General features: G+C 66.2%; 19 protein-coding genes and 2 riboswitches. Of the genes, 12 read left to right on the top strand and 7 right to left on the bottom strand.

All coding sequences use genetic code 11. The features are described 5' to 3' along the window. Window positions 1–33: 33 nt before the first annotated feature. A complete protein-coding gene (gene opgC / locus AC6CHP_RS07570; protein WP_498229291.1) occupies window positions 34–2,424 on the bottom strand; it encodes an OpgC domain-containing protein in 2,391 nt (796 codons plus the stop codon). 334 nt (window positions 2,425–2,758) lie between these two features. Continuing rightward, a riboswitch (SAM riboswitch) is annotated at window positions 2,759–2,872 on the top strand. Window positions 2,873–2,885: 13 nt separating this feature from the next. On the opposite strand from opgC, the gene AC6CHP_RS07565 reads away from it, so the two are divergent. Genes AC6CHP_RS07565 through AC6CHP_RS07550 form a run of 4 tightly spaced genes read left to right on the top strand, consistent with a single transcriptional unit; the run spans window position 2,886 to window position 5,352 of the window. Beyond that, entirely contained in the window at window positions 2,886–3,164 is a 279-nt protein-coding gene (locus AC6CHP_RS07565; protein WP_104188547.1) for a DUF1737 domain-containing protein, read from the top strand. Continuing rightward, window positions 3,161–3,571 (top strand): rhodanese-like domain-containing protein, encoded by a 411-nt coding sequence (locus AC6CHP_RS07560; protein ID WP_188731033.1) that lies wholly within the window; start codon window positions 3,161–3,163, stop codon window positions 3,569–3,571. Before AC6CHP_RS07565 ends, AC6CHP_RS07560 begins: the two co-directional genes overlap by 4 nt. After that, window positions 3,572–4,780 carry an O-succinylhomoserine sulfhydrylase gene (locus tag AC6CHP_RS07555; RefSeq protein ID WP_377192959.1) on the top strand — a complete coding sequence of 403 codons (1,209 nt, stop codon included), beginning with the start codon at window positions 3,572–3,574 and terminating at the stop codon, window positions 4,778–4,780. It begins immediately after the preceding gene. A gap of 20 nt (window positions 4,781–4,800) precedes the next feature. Continuing rightward, the gene (locus AC6CHP_RS07550; protein WP_498228929.1) at window positions 4,801–5,352 is read left to right on the top strand and encodes a methyltransferase family protein; all 552 of its coding nucleotides are present in this window, start codon (window positions 4,801–4,803) and stop codon (window positions 5,350–5,352) included. Here AC6CHP_RS07550 and AC6CHP_RS07545 read toward each other — a convergent pair. Beyond that, entirely contained in the window at window positions 5,342–5,644 is a 303-nt protein-coding gene (locus tag AC6CHP_RS07545) for a DUF1905 domain-containing protein (protein WP_377192963.1), read from the bottom strand. The genes AC6CHP_RS07550 and AC6CHP_RS07545 overlap by 11 nt on opposite strands. A 122-nt stretch (window positions 5,645–5,766) precedes the next feature. Here AC6CHP_RS07545 and AC6CHP_RS07540 point away from each other — a divergent pair, with 122 nt between their 5' ends. After that, window positions 5,767–7,527, top strand: coding sequence for an HNH endonuclease signature motif containing protein (locus AC6CHP_RS07540; RefSeq protein ID WP_498228927.1), 1,761 nt, complete (start codon window positions 5,767–5,769; stop codon window positions 7,525–7,527). A gap of 144 nt (window positions 7,528–7,671) precedes the next feature. On the opposite strand, the gene AC6CHP_RS07535 is transcribed toward AC6CHP_RS07540, so the two are convergent. Both AC6CHP_RS07535 and AC6CHP_RS07530 read right to left on the bottom strand, forming a co-directional pair. Next, window positions 7,672–8,898 (bottom strand): glutamate--cysteine ligase 2, encoded by a 1,227-nt coding sequence (locus AC6CHP_RS07535; RefSeq protein ID WP_498228925.1) that lies wholly within the window; start codon window positions 8,896–8,898, stop codon window positions 7,672–7,674. Window positions 8,899–8,965: 67 nt separating this feature from the next. Then, window positions 8,966–10,489, bottom strand: coding sequence for a UDP-N-acetylglucosamine 1-carboxyvinyltransferase (locus tag AC6CHP_RS07530; RefSeq protein WP_498228923.1), 1,524 nt, complete (start codon window positions 10,487–10,489; stop codon window positions 8,966–8,968). Window positions 10,490–10,772: 283 nt separating this feature from the next. On the opposite strand from AC6CHP_RS07530, the gene AC6CHP_RS07525 reads away from it, so the two are divergent. Then, window positions 10,773–11,561 carry a glycoside hydrolase family 25 domain-containing protein gene (locus tag AC6CHP_RS07525; protein ID WP_498229289.1) on the top strand — a complete coding sequence of 263 codons (789 nt, stop codon included), beginning with the start codon at window positions 10,773–10,775 and terminating at the stop codon, window positions 11,559–11,561. A gap of 13 nt (window positions 11,562–11,574) precedes the next feature. Here the strand turns inward: AC6CHP_RS07525 and AC6CHP_RS07520 are convergent, their stop codons facing one another. The 3 genes from AC6CHP_RS07520 to AC6CHP_RS07510 are packed head-to-tail and all read right to left on the bottom strand — an operon-like array spanning window position 11,575 to window position 14,548. Further along, the gene (locus tag AC6CHP_RS07520; RefSeq protein ID WP_427116164.1) at window positions 11,575–12,375 is read right to left on the bottom strand and encodes an energy-coupling factor transporter transmembrane component T family protein; all 801 of its coding nucleotides are present in this window, start codon (window positions 12,373–12,375) and stop codon (window positions 11,575–11,577) included. Further along, window positions 12,372–13,925 carry an ABC transporter ATP-binding protein gene (locus tag AC6CHP_RS07515; RefSeq protein ID WP_498228921.1) on the bottom strand — a complete coding sequence of 518 codons (1,554 nt, stop codon included), beginning with the start codon at window positions 13,923–13,925 and terminating at the stop codon, window positions 12,372–12,374. Before AC6CHP_RS07515 ends, AC6CHP_RS07520 begins: the two co-directional genes overlap by 4 nt. Continuing rightward, window positions 13,925–14,548: an ECF transporter S component gene (locus AC6CHP_RS07510; protein ID WP_427116168.1), complete on the bottom strand. Its 624-nt coding sequence runs from the start codon at window positions 14,546–14,548 to the stop codon at window positions 13,925–13,927. The genes AC6CHP_RS07515 and AC6CHP_RS07510 overlap by 1 nt, the downstream gene beginning before the upstream one ends. 64 nt (window positions 14,549–14,612) lie before the next feature. After that, a riboswitch (TPP riboswitch) is annotated at window positions 14,613–14,752 on the bottom strand. 73 nt (window positions 14,753–14,825) lie between these two features. On the opposite strand from AC6CHP_RS07510, the gene AC6CHP_RS07505 reads away from it, so the two are divergent. The 6 genes from AC6CHP_RS07505 (at window position 14,826) to AC6CHP_RS07480 (ending at window position 18,105) form a co-directional block, all read left to right on the top strand. Beyond that, complete coding sequence (locus AC6CHP_RS07505) at window positions 14,826–15,368, top strand: heme-degrading domain-containing protein (RefSeq protein WP_188731012.1); 543 nt, start codon at window positions 14,826–14,828, stop codon at window positions 15,366–15,368. Between the two features lie 129 nt (window positions 15,369–15,497). Beyond that, window positions 15,498–15,707, top strand: a complete 210-nt coding sequence (locus AC6CHP_RS07500) for a hypothetical protein (protein WP_104188520.1) — start codon at window positions 15,498–15,500, stop codon at window positions 15,705–15,707. A gap of 99 nt (window positions 15,708–15,806) precedes the next feature. After that, window positions 15,807–16,322: a DUF4383 domain-containing protein gene (locus AC6CHP_RS07495; protein ID WP_498228918.1), complete on the top strand. Its 516-nt coding sequence runs from the start codon at window positions 15,807–15,809 to the stop codon at window positions 16,320–16,322. 67 nt (window positions 16,323–16,389) lie between these two features. Further along, window positions 16,390–17,445 carry an iron-containing redox enzyme family protein gene (locus AC6CHP_RS07490; RefSeq protein ID WP_498228916.1) on the top strand — a complete coding sequence of 352 codons (1,056 nt, stop codon included), beginning with the start codon at window positions 16,390–16,392 and terminating at the stop codon, window positions 17,443–17,445. Between the two features lie 90 nt (window positions 17,446–17,535). Next, window positions 17,536–17,751: a CDGSH iron-sulfur domain-containing protein gene (locus AC6CHP_RS07485; protein ID WP_498228914.1), complete on the top strand. Its 216-nt coding sequence runs from the start codon at window positions 17,536–17,538 to the stop codon at window positions 17,749–17,751. A gap of 90 nt (window positions 17,752–17,841) precedes the next feature. Then, on the top strand, window positions 17,842–18,105 hold the full coding sequence (locus tag AC6CHP_RS07480; RefSeq protein WP_066279890.1) for a DUF4235 domain-containing protein: 264 nt from the start codon (window positions 17,842–17,844) through the stop codon (window positions 18,103–18,105). Window positions 18,106–18,132 lie beyond the last annotated feature (27 nt).

The raw sequence follows: 18,132 nt of genomic DNA, 5'->3' as shown, positions 1-18,132 counted from the left end.
GCAAGAGCGCATGGGCTCCGCCGGGGCGCGTCCTCAGGTGGGGATGATCTTGAAGAGGAACCGCGTCCGCACCATGAGCCAGAGGAGCCCCAGCACCACGGCGTAGGCCAGGGTGTTAATGAGGATGTTCTCTTGCTGGAGGGCCGGGATGTTGGCGATGACGGCGATGAGGACCACATGCATGATGAACACGTAGAGGGTGGCGCGCCCCAACGGGACCAGGAACCAGCCCAGGGCTCGCTGTACCGGTTTCCAGTAGGCGGTGAGGAAGGCATAGGCCGCCACCACCAGGACCAGGACGTTAAGCAGCCGGCCCGGGGCAAGGTAGGTGCGCCCGAAGAAGAGGTCGTACATAGCCCGGTAGGCGGTGTCCGGAATGATCTCCAGGCGGACGTCAAACCCGTTGGCGAGGTACGGGTTGCCCCAGGATACGAAGGCGAACGCGAAGGCCAGGGCAGTGCAGGCCACCACCACCCCGGTGTGCGATGAAAGCCAGGCCACGATGCTCCGCCGGTGGAACCCGGCCGCCAGGCCGATGACGAACAGCACCTGCCACACCAGCAAGGGGAATGAATCCTCGAACTGCGACGGCAGGATCCTGAAGCGCGTCACCGATCCCACCGCGTACACGGCCAGCGATGCCGCCAGCACCCAGACAGCCTTGCCGCGGTTCAGGGCGGCCAGGATTAGCGGGCTCGCTAGCAGCAGCACCACATAGAGGCCCATCACGTTGAACTGCCAGGGCCCGAACTGGAGCAGCAGGATGGCGGGAAGCACCTGCGCCGGCACAGGGAACTGGAACAGTGTTTCCATGCCCGCGTAAAGATCGTAAGTGCGTCCAGCTCCTTCGTGCCCTGCCCCGCCGGTGCCCTGGTCCACGAAAGTTGTAAGCGCCTCGGACCGGAAGAAAGGCAGCAGAGACAGGAGGAAAACGCCCACCAGCACCACCAGTGCCGTTACGTAGAGTTTGCCTGCCCGGCGCGAGGTGAGGTCCACCACCGTTCCAAAATCGTCCTTCGCCCTGGGCCCGTACACCATGCCCACCACCAGGCCGGAGAACAGAACGAACAGCTCGGCACCCGAAACGAAGCCCACCGCTTCCTGGGTCAGGAGCTGGAACAGCGACACCATGCCCAGGTGGTTCACCACCACGAACACGATGGCCAGGCCACGGAGCAGGTCCACGCGTGAGTCCCTGCTGGCCAGGTCGCTGTAGCCCCACGCCGTGACCGCACTCAACCTGGCGGGGAGCTGCCACAGCGCCGCCAGGAGGATGATGAGCGCGGCCCCAACGGTCCAGGCGGCAGCCCCCGAAAGCGTGTTGGACCTGACGAACCCGGGACCCGAGCTGACATCGGTAACGGGCCCCGTCTGCACAGTCGACTCCTCAAGCCGGGTGTGGGCAGCGTCCGCAATACCGGCGTTTCCGGTGAGCCGCCAGTCGATGCTGGCCACCCCCGTGTCCCGTGTGCTGGTGCGTTCGTCCCAGAGCAATGCCCCGGTCAGTGCGAAGTCGGGTGATGCGGCGACGCCCAGGACCTGGTCCCACCAGCCGTTCTTGATCTCCGCTTCCGCGGCGCCTCCGGAGGACGGGCTGTAGAAGGCTGACGTCTGCAGCATGAAGGGCTTGTCCCGCCCCGCGGCATATGTCCCGTAGAAGTTCTCCCCGCCGGAAGCCGTCAGCATCTCCTGCAGCTCACCGGCTCGGGGCACGGTATTGACGGCGGCGCCCCCTGCGGTGTCATCGTGGTAGGCCGTCAGGCCCACCCAGTCCACGGCGTCGTCTCCCGGGTAGTAGGGTTCGTAGGCTTTGTCGGAGCCATTCCAGGTGCCGTCGCCATTGGTATCCAACGGGGTAAAGCCTTCGCTGCCGGGTCCGGGCGCATTCCGGTTCCGGTCAAAGGGGTAGTCCTTGCCCAGGTACGGTTCCCATACCATGGCATGGCTGCCACTGGCGCCGGCATCCCGAAACGCGGCCGTCACCGCCCGGAATGCCTGCCGGTAGTCGCCCGGCTGCTGGCCCCATTCCACCCAGCTGGCATTCATGTCCGGCGCAAAGCGGATGAGCAGCTGGCCCTTGAAATTCCCCTGCATCCGGCGCACTTCCCCGGCAAAGGCTGCGGCAGCTCCAGCGGTGACCTGGTCCAGCGGGACAGCAGGCCTCACCGTCAGCATCGCATGGGCGCCCTGCCCGGCGGACTGCTCCAGGAACTCCCGGATATCGTTCTCCTCCGAGGCACGGAACGGGAAGGCGATGTCGTGTCCGAAGATTGCGGGGGATGCCCCGAGCCTTTCGGAGAAGCCGCCGGCGGTGTCCTCTCCCCATTCGAGGACTGCGCCCAGCAGCGGTTTGCCTTCCTCCGGGAAGTTTCGGGCGGCCTGCGCTGAGCCGGCGGGTACCACCACCGCCAGGACGGCCATCATCACGGCGGCGAGGAGCGCAGCCACCCTGTGGAGGGGCCGCAGCTGGCGGCTCCGGGCGGGATGTGTGGGCGCGGCGGCGGATGGCGTGCTGATGAAGACCCCCCAGGGACTGATTTCTCCAGTATCGGGGCGGCGGCCCCTGCAGAAACTTTATCGGCCTGACCCGGGCGGCAGGCACCTGGCGCCCGCGCACCCAAGGTGGTGTCGCCGTCGTACGTTAAAGAGCGGTGACGGACGCCTCTTTTGCGCCGCGGCTCCGCCCTGCATCCTTCAGTTACGCAACATGACGACGACGGCGGTGCGGCGCCGGGCGGCAAGTGTTACGTTTTTGGGGAGTAATGAGTACCGGCGCCAAGCCCTGACTGGCCGGTCGGCAACCCTCCTTCCACGGCGGGGTGCCTCAGGTGAATACTCGGCATATCGACCATTCGAGCTGCAAGCGTGAGAGAAGGAGATCCGTCGTGTCTGACGCACCTGCCCCTGAAGAAAAGCTGTCCTACCGCCTCATCAGCGGCCCGGACAACCGTGAATTCTGCGAGCGGATCTCAGCCGCCCTGGCAGAGGGCTATGTGCTGCATGGCAGCCCGGCAGCGACCTTCAACGGCAGCAGCGTCATCGTGGCCCAGGCGGTGGTCCTTCCGGAGGCGATCGCTTCCGCGGATGCCGCAGTGGCGGACGCCGTGGACAGCCTTGAGTCCACGGGCGACGACCTTGAGTTCGACGGCGAGGGCCACGCATGAGCTACGCAGGGGACCTGACGCCGCAGGAGGCCTGGGACAAGCTGGAACAGGGCGCCATCCTGGTGGATGTACGCACCGAGGGCGAGTGGGCCCACATTGGTATTCCCGACACCAAGGCAACCGAGAACGATCCGCTGTTCATCCAGTGGACCTTCCCCGGCGGCATCCCCAACCCTGACTTCATCAACGACCTCAACCAGCAGGCGCCCGAGGACCGTTCAACCGAACTGGTGTTCCTGTGCCGCTCGGGCCAGCGGTCCATCGCGGCAGCCAGAGCGGCCACCCAGGCCGGCTTCACCTCCTACAACGTGCTGGAGGGCTTTGAAGGCGACCCGGACCGCTTCGGCGAACGCACCGTCAACGGCTGGAAGAACCGCGGCCTGCCAACCAACCTGGGAAAGATCTAAGTGACCTTCAACGAGGATGCCGCCGGCTGGAGCCCCGACACCCAGGCCGTGCGTGGCGGGCTGGACCGCACCAACTTCCAGGAAACCAGCGAAGCAATTTTCCTGAACTCGGGCTTTGTCTACGAATCCGCGGCTGCCGCCGAGCGCGCCTTCACGGGCGAGGACGAGCGCTTTGTCTACTCCCGCTACGGCAACCCCTCCGTGGCCACGTTCCAGGAGCGGCTCCGCCTGCTGGAAGGAACCGAGGCGTGCTTTGCGACGGCGTCCGGGATGTCCGCCGTGTTCACCGCCTTGGGTGCCCTGCTGGCAGCCGGCGACCGCGTGGTTGCCGCCCGCTCACTGTTCGGATCCTGCTTTGTGATCCTCAACGAGATCCTGCCGAGGTGGGGCGTGGAAACCGTCTTCGTGGACGGGCCTGACCTGGAGCAGTGGCGCGAGGCCCTGTCCAAGCCCACCACCGCCGTCTTCTTTGAATCGCCGTCCAACCCGATGCAGGAGATCGTGGACATCGCCGCGGTCAGCGAACTGGCGCACGCGGCCGGGGCGACCGTCGTCGTCGACAATGTCTTTGCCACTCCCCTGCTGCAACGCTGCGGGCAGCTTGGCGCGGACGTCATTGTGTACTCCGGCACCAAGCACATCGACGGCCAGGGCAGGGTGCTCGGCGGCGCCATCCTGGGCACCAAGGAGTTCATCGACGGACCGGTGAAGCAGCTGATGCGCCACACCGGACCGGCGTTGTCCGCGTTCAATGCCTGGGTCCTGACCAAGGGCCTTGAGACCATGTCGCTCAGGGTCAACCATTCCTCGGCCACCGCCCTGCGGCTCGCGGAATGGCTGGAGGAGCAGCCCGCCGTCAGCTGGGTGAAGTACCCGCTCCTGAAGTCGCACCCGCAATACGAGCTGGCCGCGAAGCAGATGGGCGCCGGAGGCACCGTCCTCACCCTCGAGCTTGCGCCATCCGGGGGCCGTTCCGGGAAGGAAGCAGCGTTCGCGCTGCTGGACGGGCTGCGGATCATCGACATCTCCAACAACCTGGGCGACGCCAAGTCCCTCATCACCCACCCGGCCACCACCACGCACCGCGCCATGGGGCCGGAGGGCAGGGCGGCGATCGGCCTGAGCGACGGCGTGGTGCGGCTTTCCGTCGGCCTGGAAGACGTGGACGACCTGATCGGCGACCTGGAGCAGGCGCTCAAGCAGATCTAGCACTCCGGACGGTGGTGGGCATGCCTGGAACGGTCGCTGCTCCCGGCTGGCAGCTGCTGCTGTCCAACATCCCCCTGCCTGAGCAGAACCTGCTGGGCATCGCCGCCGGCGCGGCCCTTCAGCGCCTGGTTCCTATCCGGCTTTCGCGGGTAACCGGCCGCCGGCAGAGGCTTCTGCGGATAACGGGCGGCGCATCGCTCGCCGCCGGTGGCATCCTCGTCGCCTGGTCATGGTGGGCAGCCCGCCGCACTTTCCTCGCCCGACCGGCTGAGCTGGTGACGTCCGGCCCGTACTCATTCTCGCGCAACCCTATGTATGTGGGCTGGACGCTGCTGCATCTGGGCACTGGGCTGGTGCGGCACAACGCGTGGACCCTGGCCGCACTTCCGGTGGCGGCCGCTGCCGTCCATCGCCAGGTTTTGCGGGAGGAGGCCAGCCTCGCCGCTTCCTTCGGTGGGGCGTTCGCTGAGTACCGGCGGGTGGTGCCGCGCTATGTGGGAAGAGGCTGTGTGGGCAGGCATTCTGTGGGAAGGGGCTGTGTGGGCAGGAATTCTGTGGGCTTCAGGCGCTGATAACGGAGAGGCGGACTTCCACGGCGTCGCCTTCACTGATCCGGGACTTGGCCCTGACGGCCTTCTTGACCGGCAGGAGGTACGTCCCCTTGTGGGCATCCGGGAACAGTGAAGTCTGCCAGGTGTGACCGGAAATTTCCGCTGTCACCCGGATTGAGCCGAATGCTTTGTTGTGCCCCGCGTTTCGTGCTTGGATATCGTCCGCCACGTCCGGCGGCAGGGTAAGGAAATGCCAGCCGGCCTCGCCCGGGTACAGCCACAGTTCGGCTGTGAAGGAGTACGACGACGTCACGCGCCGAGTATGGCACGCCCGCGGTGGTGCCGCCAGGGATGTGGATATTTAGCAGTCCACTAGTTATCCACAGCCCCTGCTGCACGGCTCTTTTTGTCAGACCCCCGCAGGATGATGTCTGTATGGAAAGCAATCCGGTGGTGGTGGAGGCGGAGGCAGCGGTTGACGCTTCTGTGGCTGCTTTTACGGCCGTGCTCGCGGGCGGCGGTGCGGCTGTTTCCGGCCCGTCCGGTTCTGGCGCTGCTGTTGCCGGTTCGCCTGTTTCTGGAACTGCTGTTCCCGGGTCGCCTGCTTCCGGTCTTGCTGGCGGGGTTGATGATGATCCGTTGCAGCGGGTTGCTGACGGGGCTTTGGATGTCCTTGCCGGGGTGGCCCGGTCGGAGGCGAAGCTGGCGGCGGTGAAGGCGCAGGCGGTTCAGGTGTTGGCTGCCGCCACGAGTGTGCTGAACGGTCCGCCGTCCTCCCCGCAGGAGGCCACGGCCCAGGACCGGAGCCTGGTGGCCGAGGTCAGCTGTGCACTGGCCATCGGTGACCGCGCCGCCGGCGCCTTGTTGGCCGAGTCCCACGCCCTGACCACGGCCCTGCCCCGGACCCTTGCCGCGTTGGGGTCCGGGACGATTTCCTGGGCCCATGCCCGAGAAATGGTGAACCAGACCGTGGGCCTTGACCGGGCCGGGGCCGCCGCTTTGGAGGAGTATTTCCTCGATCCGGATACACCGAGACCTGACGGTGCGGCGACGATCGGGGAGATGCCGGCGTACCGGTTCAAGGCCAAGTCCCGGACCTGGCGGGAACGCCACCATCCCGAATCGCTGGAGAAACGCCACGCCAAGGGGGTGGCGGACCGGCGGGTCGAATACGCACCTGACCAGGACGGGATGGCCTGGCTCTCGGCCTACCTCCCCGCCCACCAGGCCATAGCAGGCTGGAACCGGCTCAACGCCCTCGCCCGCGCCGCACAAGGACCCCACGAGGCCCGCACCCTCACCCAGATCCGGGCCGATACCTTCGCCGAAGCCATCCTCACCAGCGGCACCGGACACACAGATTCCACCCACGGGAGAGCCGACAGTCCCAGCGTTCCTGCAGACACCAGCGCCGGTGCAGGTGCCGGAACGGATCCCGCCGGGCTGTCGCCGCGGATCCGGGCGCAGGTTCTCGTCACCGTGCCGGTCCTCACCCTCATGGGCCAGACCGACGAGCCAGCAATGCTCGACGGGTACGGACCCATCCCGCCCTCCATGGCGAGGGACCTGGTCGCGAACGGGGCGGAAGCGTTCCACCGCGTCCTGGTCGATCCGAGGGACGGGGCCCCGCTGGAGATCGGCCGGACCAGCTACCGGGTCACCAAAGCCATGCGGAACTGGCTGCGGATGCGGGACGGCAAATGCCCCTTCCCCGGCTGCAACAACCCGTCGTTGGATAACGAGGCAGACCACCTCCTCGCCTGGCACCACGGCGGAACCACCGGCATCAGCAACCTCGGACAACCCTGCCCGAAACACCACAAACTCCGGCACACCACCGGCTGGAAACCAACACCAGCCACCAAAAACCAACCACCCGGCTGGACCTCACCCACCGGCCGCCACTACAAAAGCGAACACCAAGACTGGCAACCACCCCACTGGCCAGGCTGGGTTACTGAAACGTGGAGTGCGGCAACGAAACCGGAAGGACAACCGATTTTGGTGCTCGGAGGCATGCCTCTCCAGGGCTTTGTTGAGCACTTTGGGATGCCCCAGGACCTGGACCTGCCCGATGACTTCGATCCGCCAGACGTGGACGTGCCGGAAGACCCCGGACCCACCGAGGATGAACTCCCCAAGGACCCGTTCCCTGAGTGGCACCTACTGCTGGAAGCGTCCCTTTCTGTCCTTTAGGAGAGAGCAAACATCGCCTCTTTAGGACAGAGCAGGATCGCCGGATACCGCGGTCTGCCCAGCGCCACCGAACACCAAAATTGACGAGGTTCCCGAAGCGTATGACTTGCCGTACGCGCAGGATCCTCGTCTACCCAGGACTGCCTATGACTGCCGGACGCGCAGCAGGTCCGGGGCCGCTTCCACTTCCGAGAGGTCCATGGCACCACGCATGGTGATATTCACCGCGTGGTTAACCACGGCGCCCAGGCCGAGGTCCTCGGGCGGGGAACCTTCCATGGCCTTGTCGCGGACCCGGCGCTGCTCAGCTGCCCCGGTGCCGCGGGCGATGATGTCCTCCACCCCCTGCCGCACGATGGCGAGCTCCCCCTGTTCGTCCAAAACCGGCGCCAGGTAGTCCACCAGCGAACGCACCACATCCGCGGCCCGGGCCGGCCGGAAGGTGCCGAAATCCAACAGCTCCCCACTAAGCCCGCTGCTGCTCGCCTGCCATGCAGCCATGCGCAACAGCACAGTGGGCACCGGCGCAGGGTCCACCCCGTCCCGCCACTCCCGGCTGGCCGACTCCACCAGTGCACGCACCAGGAGTGCGATGAGCGCGGCATCCTCGGCACGGAGGCAGACATCGGCCACCCGAACTTCCACAGTAGGATGGTTCCGCGAAAGCCTGGCGTCGAAGTAGAGCATCCCCTCGTCCAGCATCACTCCGCTGTCCAGCAGCCGGGTGACCACCCGCCGGTACGCGGGGTAGGTCCCGTAGATCCCCGCGGGTCCTGAGGTGGGCCAGCGGTTCCAGGCTTGGGTCCGGTAACTCTCAAAGCCGGTCGGCACACCGTTCCAGAACGGGGAGTTCGCGCTCAACGCGGTAAGCACGGCAAGCTTGTCCCGGATCCGGTCCAGGACCGCCACGCCTTCCTCCGGCGATTCGATATAGGTGTGCACATGGAAGCCGCACGTGAGCTGCTCCTGCGCCGTGAGGCCGAAGCGTTCCAGCATCCGGGCATACCGGGGGTCCGGCGTCGTATGGCTGGTGGAGGCCAAGGGCGACGTGGCCAGCGCCGCCACCCTGGCCCCGTTCTTTTGGGCAGCCCGGTCAGCAAGCGTCCGGCCAGCACGGATCTGGTCCAGGAGGACGCTGTACTCCAGGCAGGGCCGCGTCTGGGTCTCGATCTGCTCAAGCTTAAGCTCGGCACTCAAGCCCATCTCGTCGTCGTCGTAAACGGTCTTGTCTTCGGTTTCCAGCGAGCGGGCATCGGGTGCATCATCGGCCGCCATCCTGTGCCCGGACAACAGGGCATCGGCCAGCGCAAGCGGCTCCCCCGTTGTGGGGTCAACAATCAGGAGCTCTTCCTCGACGCCGAATGTACGCATACTGTCATTCTGCGGCAGGCAGGAAGATTTTGGAGGGGCTCCGCCATTCATGACGAACCGTGAATGGTCAGTCCTGGAAGTACTCCACCTTCGCGCCGATGGCGTTCAACCGCTCCGCCAGGTCCTCGTAGCCGCGCTCAATGACGTAGATGTTCCGCAGCTCTGACACTCCCCGTGCGGCAAGCATCGCCAGCAGCAGGCAGGCCGCAGGGCGCAGTGCAGGCGGGCAACCCACCTCCGCGGCACGCCATTTCGTGGGCCCGTTGACATAGATCCGGTGCGGATCCAGCAGTTGCACCTGGGCGCCCAGCCGGTTGAGTTCCGTCAGGTAGATCGCCCGGTTTTCGTAGACCCAGTCGTGGATCATGGTCTGGCCCTGGGCATTCGCGGCAATGACGGCGAAGAAGGGCAGGTTGTCTATATTGAGCCCCGGAAACGGCATGGGATGGATCTTGTCCTCCGGAGCATGCAGCTCCGAAGGCTTGGTGGTGACGTCCACCAGGCGCGTCCGGCCGTTCCGGGCCATGTACTCGCCCGAGATCTCCAGCTGCTGGCCCATCTGGCCCAGCGTTGCCAGCTCAATTTCCATAAACTCGATGGGCACGCGCCGGATGGTCACCTCGGAGTTGGTGACAATGCCCGCGGTGATCAGGCTCATCGCCTCGATGGGGTCCTCCGACGGGAAGTACTCGATGTCGGCGTCGATGGACAGGCGCCCCGTGATCTTCAGGGTGGTGGTGCCTACGCCCTCGATCTCCACGCCCAGCATCTGCAGGTAGAAGCAAAGATCCTGCACCATGTAGTTGGGACTGGCGTTCCGGATCACGGTTGTGCCCTTGCGGTGGGCGGCTGCCATGATGGCGTTCTCGGTGACAGTATCGCCGCGTTCGGTGAGGACGAACGAGCGGTCCCGGGTGTCCGCGGGCGGGGCCTGGACGCTGTAGAAACCTGCGGTGGCCTCCACCGAGAGTCCGAATTGGCGGAGTGCCTGCATATGCGGTTCAACCGTGCGGGTCCCGAGGTCGCAGCCGCCGGCATAGGGGAGCCGGTATTGTGCGGATTCGTCCAGCAGGGGTCCCAGAAGCATGATGACGCTCCGCGTGCGGCGTGCGGCGTCAACGTCCATGGCGTCCAGGTCCAGCACAGCCGGACGCCGAAGCTGCAGATCGGTGTCGTTAAGCCAGATGCACTGCACGCCGATGCTGGTCAGGACCTCAACAATCCGGTTTACCTCTTCGATGCGCGCCAGGCGGCGAAGGATAGTAGTCCCCCGGTTGATCAGGCTGGCACAGAGCAGTGCCACTCCGGCGTTCTTGCTGCTGTTGACGTCCACAGAACCCGAAAGGGTGTGTCCGCCCTCAACCCGCAGGTGCGTCATCTGCGGCTTGCCCACGTTCACGATGCTCCTGCCAAAGATCGCTTCAAGGCGCTGGATCATTCTGAGGCTCAGGTTTTGCTTGCCCTGCTCCATCCGGGCAACGGCGCTTTGGCTCGTACCCAGCTCGGAAGCCAGCTGGCCCTGGGTCCAGCCCTTCTCACTGCGGGCGTCCCTCAACATGGCGGCAACGTGTTCGGCGGTTTCCTGCGTCATAGTCAAATTTATATCACAGATGAGCTATTCGACAGTGGCCGACCTCCCTGGCGGGCCGATATAACGATTCGTTACCCATCCCATGCGATATAGCCGGTAATCGAGGCACCTTGACCTCTTCGTGCCAACGGCGGGACACTGGATGAGGACCTCTTCGTCCAGCGGCAACGGAGGCAGCATGCGCCGCACACCAGCCAGCGAGGCGCCGCCAAGCACCACAAAGCGGGGCAGGGCGCAGTCACACCGGGTACTGCCCGCCGGAAACCCACGGGCCGCGCCGGGAATGTTCGGCCTGCTTCTTGCCGCGCTGCTCCTGGTCACCGGCGCCCCCGCCTACGCCGTTCCCTCACCCGGGGAGGGGCAGCAGTCATTTCTGGGTAACGACATCTCGTGGCCGCAGTGCAACGGAGAATTTCCCTCGGAACAGGCGTTTGCCATTGTGGGCGTCAACAATGGCCTGGCCAACACCACGAATCCCTGCCTGTCCGAGCAGCTCAGGTGGGCGGAAGATTCCGCCGGCCATCCCGGCCAGCCCACAGTCTCCCTGTACGTCAACACCGCCAATCCTGGCGCCGCGGGCTCCTGGTGGCCGGAAAACGACGAGTACCCGCCCGGCAGGGAAGTCCACAACCCTTACGGCCCCTGCAGGGCCGGGGACTACGGCAAGGCCTGCGCTTATATGTACGGCTTCGCCAAGGCGTACGACGACGCGTACTTCCGCGGGATCAGCAACCCCTCCTCGTACTTCTGGTGGCTGGACGTTGAGACGGAGAACAGCTGGTCCCGCACCGACAAGGATGCCAACCGGACCGTCCTCGAAGGCATGACTGATTTCTTCCACAGCATCGGAGCCGAGGTGGGGATCTACTCTACCGGCCAGCAGTGGGACCGGATTGTCGGAAGAGTCAGCAGCTCGAGCAACCTTTATTCGCTTCCCAGCTGGCTGGCCGGGTCCCTCAACGCCTCCGGGGCGGCGAGCTCCTGTTCACAGGAGCCGCTGACGGGCGGCGGCAGGGTGGTGCTGGCCCAGTTCGTGTCCAAGGGTTTCGACTACAACTATGCCTGCCCCTAGGCCGGCCCAGGTATCAGCTTCCCAGCCACACCATGTTCCATGTCCCCAGGGACACTGCTGCAACCACCGCTGTTCCCGCCATCACGACGCCCCCGGCAAGCACCCAGGCATCGAGCGTGCTGAAGGTGGATTCGCGCGCCCACGTCCGGCGTCCGCCGCCGAAACCGCGCGCTTCCATGGTCACTGCCAGCCGTGACGCCCGGCGGATTGCCTGCACCAGGAGCCCGAAGCTCTGCCCCAGCGTCGCTTTCAACCGCTGCACGGCGTTGCCGCGCGAACCCACGCCCCGGGCCCTGCGCGCCATGCCGATGGTCTGCCACTCTTCCGCCATCAGGCCCACCAGCCTCATGGCGGCAAGGGTCCCCAGCACAAAGCGGTGCGGCAGGCGGGCCTTCTGTGCCAGGGCATCGGCCAGGTCCGTGGGGTCGGTGCAGCTCATGAGCAGCACCGCCGGAAGGGCGATGGCCAGCCCGCGCAGCATGAAGCCGATCCCCAGTTCCAGCGAGCCTTCGCTCATGGTCCAGATGCCGACGTCGATCAGCGTCCTTCCGCTGTCCGGAGCCAGGATTGAGGTACTCCACCCCCCCACGGCCGCTGCGAGGATCAGCGGCCAGCCGCGTTGCCACAGCAGCGTCAGCGTCAGGCCTGCGAGCGGGAACAGCAGGAATTCGAAGGCCAGCGCCACCGACGCGGAAACCCAGTCGATCGAAAGCGCCAGCACTGCCGTGATGAGGAAGACGGCGGCGAACTTGCTCAGGGGATTGGCGCGGGTCAGCAGGGCCTGGTTGTCCCGCAGGTTCAGTTCCTGCCTCATGGCGCCACCGGTTCCCCGGCAGCCATCCGCAGCTCGGTTCCACCCAGCGCGGCGGTGAACTCGGCGTCGTGCGTCACGGACACCACGGCGGTGCCGCCATCCAGGAGCTCGGACAGGAACGAGGCCAGCTCCGCCCAGGTGTTGGCGTCCTGGCCGAACGTCGGCTCGTCCAGCACGAGCACGCGGGGATGTGCCGCCAGGACCGTGGCCACGGAGAGGCGCCGCTTCTCGCCGCCGGACAGCGTAAAGGGGTTCGCGTCCACGAGGTGGGTCAGCCGCAACCGCTCCAGCAGCTCGTCCACGCGTTCCTCACCGTGCCCCAGGTGCCGCGGACCGAACAGGAGTTCGTCCAGCACCTTCCCGGTGACGAACTGGTGCTCTGGCTCCTGGAACACGGTGCCAATCCGCTCGATGAGCTGCTCGGCTTTCCACTTATAAGGGTCTATCCCGGCGCCACGGCTGAGGTCCAGGGTGGCGGACACCTTTCCAGCCACGGGCTCCAGGAGTCCTGCAAGGGTCAGCGCAAACGTTGACTTGCCCGCGCCGTTGGGGCCTGTGATGGCCAGCGCCTGCCCTGCCCGGACCTGCGCGGAAATATCGTGCTGGACGGGCGCTGGGGGCACCTTCCGAAAGCCGCTGCGGCGCGGACGTTCCCGGGAAACCGCAAGGTGTTCGGCCGCCAGCAGGAGGCCGCCGGAGCCGGCAGCCGGGTTGCCCGACCTTGCACGCGTCTCAGGAACATACCCGGGCACCCACACACCGGCCGCCGCCAGCATGGTCCGCGCGTCCGCGAGCACCCGGTCCGGAGGACCGTCAAGCAGCACGGCATCATCAGTGGCGCTGCCCGGCTGCAGCACCACGATTCGGTCCACCAGGTCCTTCCACACGGACACCCGGTGCTCCACCACAACCAGCGTGGCACCGGTTTTGTCCAGGCAGCGGCCCACGGCGTCGCGGACTTCCAGCACACCGGCAGGGTCCAGGTTCGCCGTGGGCTCGTCGAGCAGAATCAGGCCAGGCCGCATGGCGAGGATTCCTGCCAGCGCCAAGCGCTGTTTTTGCCCGCCGGACAGGGCCGACGTCGGGTGGTCCAGCGGCAGGTGGGAAAGTCCGACGTCGTCCAGCGCCTCGTGCACGCGGGCCCAGATGGCTTCGCGGGGCACGGCGAGGTTCTCGGCGCCGAAGGCGACGTCGTCGCCAACGCGGGAGAGGACAACCTGCGTCTCCGGGTCCTGCTGCATCAGTCCGGCCCGGCCGCGCTGCTCGCGGGGCACGGCACCGTCAACCAGCAGCGAACCCGTCTCGTCGGACTCGCTGGCGTCGCCGCCGTCGTCTATGTCCCCCAGTACCCCTGCCAGGGCATGCAGGAGCGTGGACTTGCCCGCGCCGGATGGCCCCAGGAGGAGCACGCGCTCCCCCGGGCGGATCTCCAGGTCGAGGCCACGGACGGCCGGCTTGGCGCGCCCCGCATGGCGCCAGCCCCAGCCGCGGGCTGTGACGGCAGCCGGACGCACCGCGACGGATGCCTCGTGCCGCGAAGGGGCGCCCATCAGGAGAAGACGGGCTCCGTTGCCGCCTTGCGTGATGCAAAGGAGCTCAGGACCCCTGTCCTGGCCAGGCCGCGGGTGGCCATCCAGGACAGGGCTCCGGCGATGATGGCGCCGGAGATGGCGGTGAAGATGATGTAGGCCAGCTTGTCGCCGGCGGCGTAGGCGATGTTCCAGCCCCACGGCGCGAAGGAGTCGTTCAGGCCGCAGAAAAGGCCGGCGGCGGCGCCGGCAAGCAGTGCCACGGGCAGGTTGAACTTCCGGTACACGAAGATGGCGAAGATGATCTCGGCACCCAGGCCCTGGACGAATCCTGAGAACAGAACGGACGCCCCGTACTGGGAGCCCATGAACAGTTCACCTGTGGCGGCCACCGTCTCGCAGAAGAGCGCGGCGCCTGGCTTGCGGATGATGAGCATGCCCAGGACGGCCGGGATCATCCAGCCGCCGGCGATGAGGCCGGTCAGGGGCGGGTAGACGGCGTTCATGGGTCCCGAGACTGCGGCCGCCCCCTGGGACCAGGCCCAGAAAATGACGCCGCCGGCAACGGCAATAAGGGCCGCCACCACGATGTCCACGACGCGCCAGGACTTGCCGGCGGGCTTCTTGACTGCTGTTGTTGCCATGTGATCCTCCTGAGGAACAGGAGGGGAAAGTGGACGCGGCTACCGGCACTGCTGCCGCTGCGCGCACTTCGAGAACTCGACTCCCTTGCGCCGGTACTAACCGGATCAGGTTCGAGGGTCTGCGGCTGTCCGCACTCTCAGCGCCCACCTGCGGTCCCTGGCATGGCCAGTGATGCCGACGGCGGCGCTCCCCTGTCGTTGAATGATTCTGTTTGGTGAAATATCCGCCCTGTTGGGCGTGGTCCAGTTTACCGCAGGGAGGGGTAGATTGTGGGCCATGACTGCGAATCCACCAGATGTGACCGAGTACGATCCGGATTCCCGCGATGCCCAGCCGGAGGGATCCCTTGAAGCCTTGATCGCCCGGATCGAGGCGGAGATCCGGGAGCTCCAATTTCCCGGCTTCTCCCTGGACGACTCCCTGAACCTGGGACTGCTCCTGGTGGAGCTGGGCAAGGAGCGCGGGCTCCCCATCGCCATCGACATCACCAAGGGTGAGCAGGTCCTCTTCCACGTGGCCCTGCCGGGGGCAACGCCGGACAACGGGCACTGGATCCGGGCCAAGAAGCGGACCGCCGCCCGGTACGAGGTTCCTTCCCTGCTGGTGGGGCTGCGCGCCCGGCGCGGCGGCGGACGTATTGAAGACAACGCCTGGTTCGACCAGGCCCTCTACGCCGCGCACGGCGGCTCCTTCCCCGTGTACGTCACCGGGGTGGGCGCCGTAGCAACCGTCACCGTGTCCGGATTGCCGCAGGTGCAGGACCATGACCTGGTGGTCGAGGCACTCCGCGACATCCTCCGGTCGGCTGGCGCGGAGTGACGCCCTGAAAGCCTGCACCGCGCGGCGCCCTGCCGGCCAGGGATGACAGGTTTTTCCTGGCATGGACACCCCTGCAAGGCCGGGAGTACATTCGAGCGCAGTGGCGGGTGATCAATCCAGGAGGGCGTCGTGACCGGTCCAGCAACCGAGAACCAGGTCCGGGCGGCGCTGGACAAAGCCTGGGACGAGATGATTTTCATCGGCCCGGACCACCCCTACTATTCCCTGCTGGCGGAACTGGTGTCCGCCGTCGGGAAGTCCTGGCAGCAAGGCTACGACCACGGCCGCCGCGGAGGTCCATACACAAACCCCTACTCATGGGCCGGCCCGGAAGGCTAGTGACCGGCGCCCAAACACCGGCGGAATACAAAGCCTGCTTAGCAATTATTTAGTAATCATGCTTACTATGTTGTCTCCAGGGTTTGAGGAGTACAGCACATGGCAGCCAGCATCCGCCGGGCAGGCGCCCGAACAGGCCTGCAGAAGGCTGCGCTCGCAACGGGCGCCGTGTTCTGCCTGGCCGGCATCCTGGGATTCATTCCCGGCGTCACCTCACACTATGACGCGCTCCACCTGGCCGGGCACGGCTCAGGAGCGCTGCTGCTCGGGATCTTCCAGGTGTCCGTTCTCCACAACGCCGTGCACCTGCTCTTTGGACTTACCGGCGTCCTCATGTCGCGCTCGCACCCGCAGGCACGGAACTTCCTCATCTACGGCGGTGTCATCTACCTGGTCCTCTGGCTGTACGGCCTCCTGGTCGGTGACACCACCCCGGCGAACTTCCTCCCCGCAAACGATGCCGACAACTGGCTCCACCTGGTTCTTGGCCTGGCCATGATTGCCCTGGCCATCATGCTCGCCCGTGGACCAGACCCGGCCGCTGCCGGAGACGGCTCCGGCGCCGGCAGCTCCAGCACCGCCTCGTCTCCAGCGCCCGGCACCCGCGGCCGCTGACCACCATCTTCCGGCCCCCAGTGCAGGGGGCACGGAACCCGGCACACGCCAGACCTGAAGGAGCACCATGAAAATCCCAGCAGCACGGGGTCCCGTCAGCACCGCATTATTCAGCGTCCTCGCGGAGCTGCCGGGCACGGACGGGGGCGCCCTTGAGGCCCTGCACCGGACGGTGGCCGGCAATCTTCCCGAGACCCTGGACATCATAGGCGACGACGACCTCCAGCTGACGCTCTTCTGCCTCTACGAGCTCCACTACTCGGGCCTTGAGGGCGTAGGTGACGAGTGGGAGTGGGCCCCGGAACTGATCCGGGTGCGCCAGCTGCTGGAAAAACCGTTCGAAGCCGCGCTCCGGGAGGCTGCCGCGGCCGCCGCCGGTGACCTGGACCTTCCCGCCGGACCCGGTGTCACCAGCGACGCAGTGGCAGACATCCTGTTCGGCCTGGCTGCACGCGACACCGGCCCCAGCCTCTCCCGGTATGTGGCCCGGAAGGCCAGCCTGGGCCAGCTCAAGGAATTCCTGATCCACAAGTCCATCTACCAGCTGAAGGAAGCCGACCCGCACACCTTCGCCATCCCGCGGCTCTCCGGCAGGCCGAAAGCGGCACTGGTGGAAATCCAGGCGGACGAGTACGGCGGTGGACGGCCCGAGCGGATGCACAGCGCCCTTTTTGCCCGCACCATGCGGGGCCTGGGAATGGAGGACCGGTACGGGGCATACGTGGACGCCGTCCCCGCGGTCTCCCTCGCTGCTGTGAACCTGATGTCCCTGTTCGGCCTGAACCGCCGGTTGCGGGGAGCCATCACGGGGCATCTGGCCATCTATGAGATGACGTCCTCCCAGCCCAACCGCCTGTACGGCAGGGGCTTCCGACGGCATGGATTCGATACGGACGTCACCCACTACTTCGACGAGCACGTGGAGGCCGACGCCGTCCACGAGCAGATTGCCGGCCGGGACCTTGCGGGCGGGCTGGTTGAGGCCGAACCCCACCTGCTGGCGGACGTCCTGTTCGGAGCCACCGCGGTCATGGCCGTGGATGGCAGGCTGTCCGCGCACATCCTGCAGTCCTGGGAAAACGGCGGGACCTCGCTGAGGCAGGCATTGCCTGCTGCGGCCTGAGCATCAGGCCATGAACCCCACTGAAGGCCCTACGCAGGCAGCAACAAAGACTTCCACCAAATTTCCCAGCAATCCGCAGCAGGAGCAAAGATGAACCAGGAACCCACCGAGAGCTCCATTGTGGTTTGCCCCGACGGGCCCCTTATTGTGCGCGGCGACTTTGAGCTCGTCACGCCCTCCGGCGAACCGGTTCCCCGTGACCGCAAAACCGTGGCGCTGTGCCGGTGCAGCGCCTCAGCCATCAAGCCCTATTGCGACGGCACCCACAAGATGATCAAGTTCCGCACCGAACCCCCGTCTGACTGAACAAGTGACGCGGCACGCTGGGCAAGGGACCCGGCAAACGCCAGATAGGCTAGGAACAGCCCGTTTTCCGCCCGCAAGGAGTACTAAGGAATGAACCTTTTCATCAAGCTGCTCGGCACCGGCGTGAGCCTCGGCGCCGGCTTCGTCGGCACCAAGCTGGTCAACACCATCTGGGAAAAGTCCACCGGGCGCAAGCCGCCTACCGGCAAGGACGAGGACGTCCCCACGAGCCTGCAGTCCGCGCTGACGTTCGCGCTGATCTCGGCCTCTGTCAGCACCATCATCCAGGTCCTGGCCAACCGCGGCACCCAGCGGGCCATCACCAGGTTCGCCAAGAGCCAGGACATCGTCTAGCACGCAGTCCAGCCCCAATAGCCCCGG

This window comes from Pseudarthrobacter sp. GQ63 (genome assembly GCF_059758765.1).
This window is presented reverse-complemented; position numbering and strand designations above follow the sequence as displayed.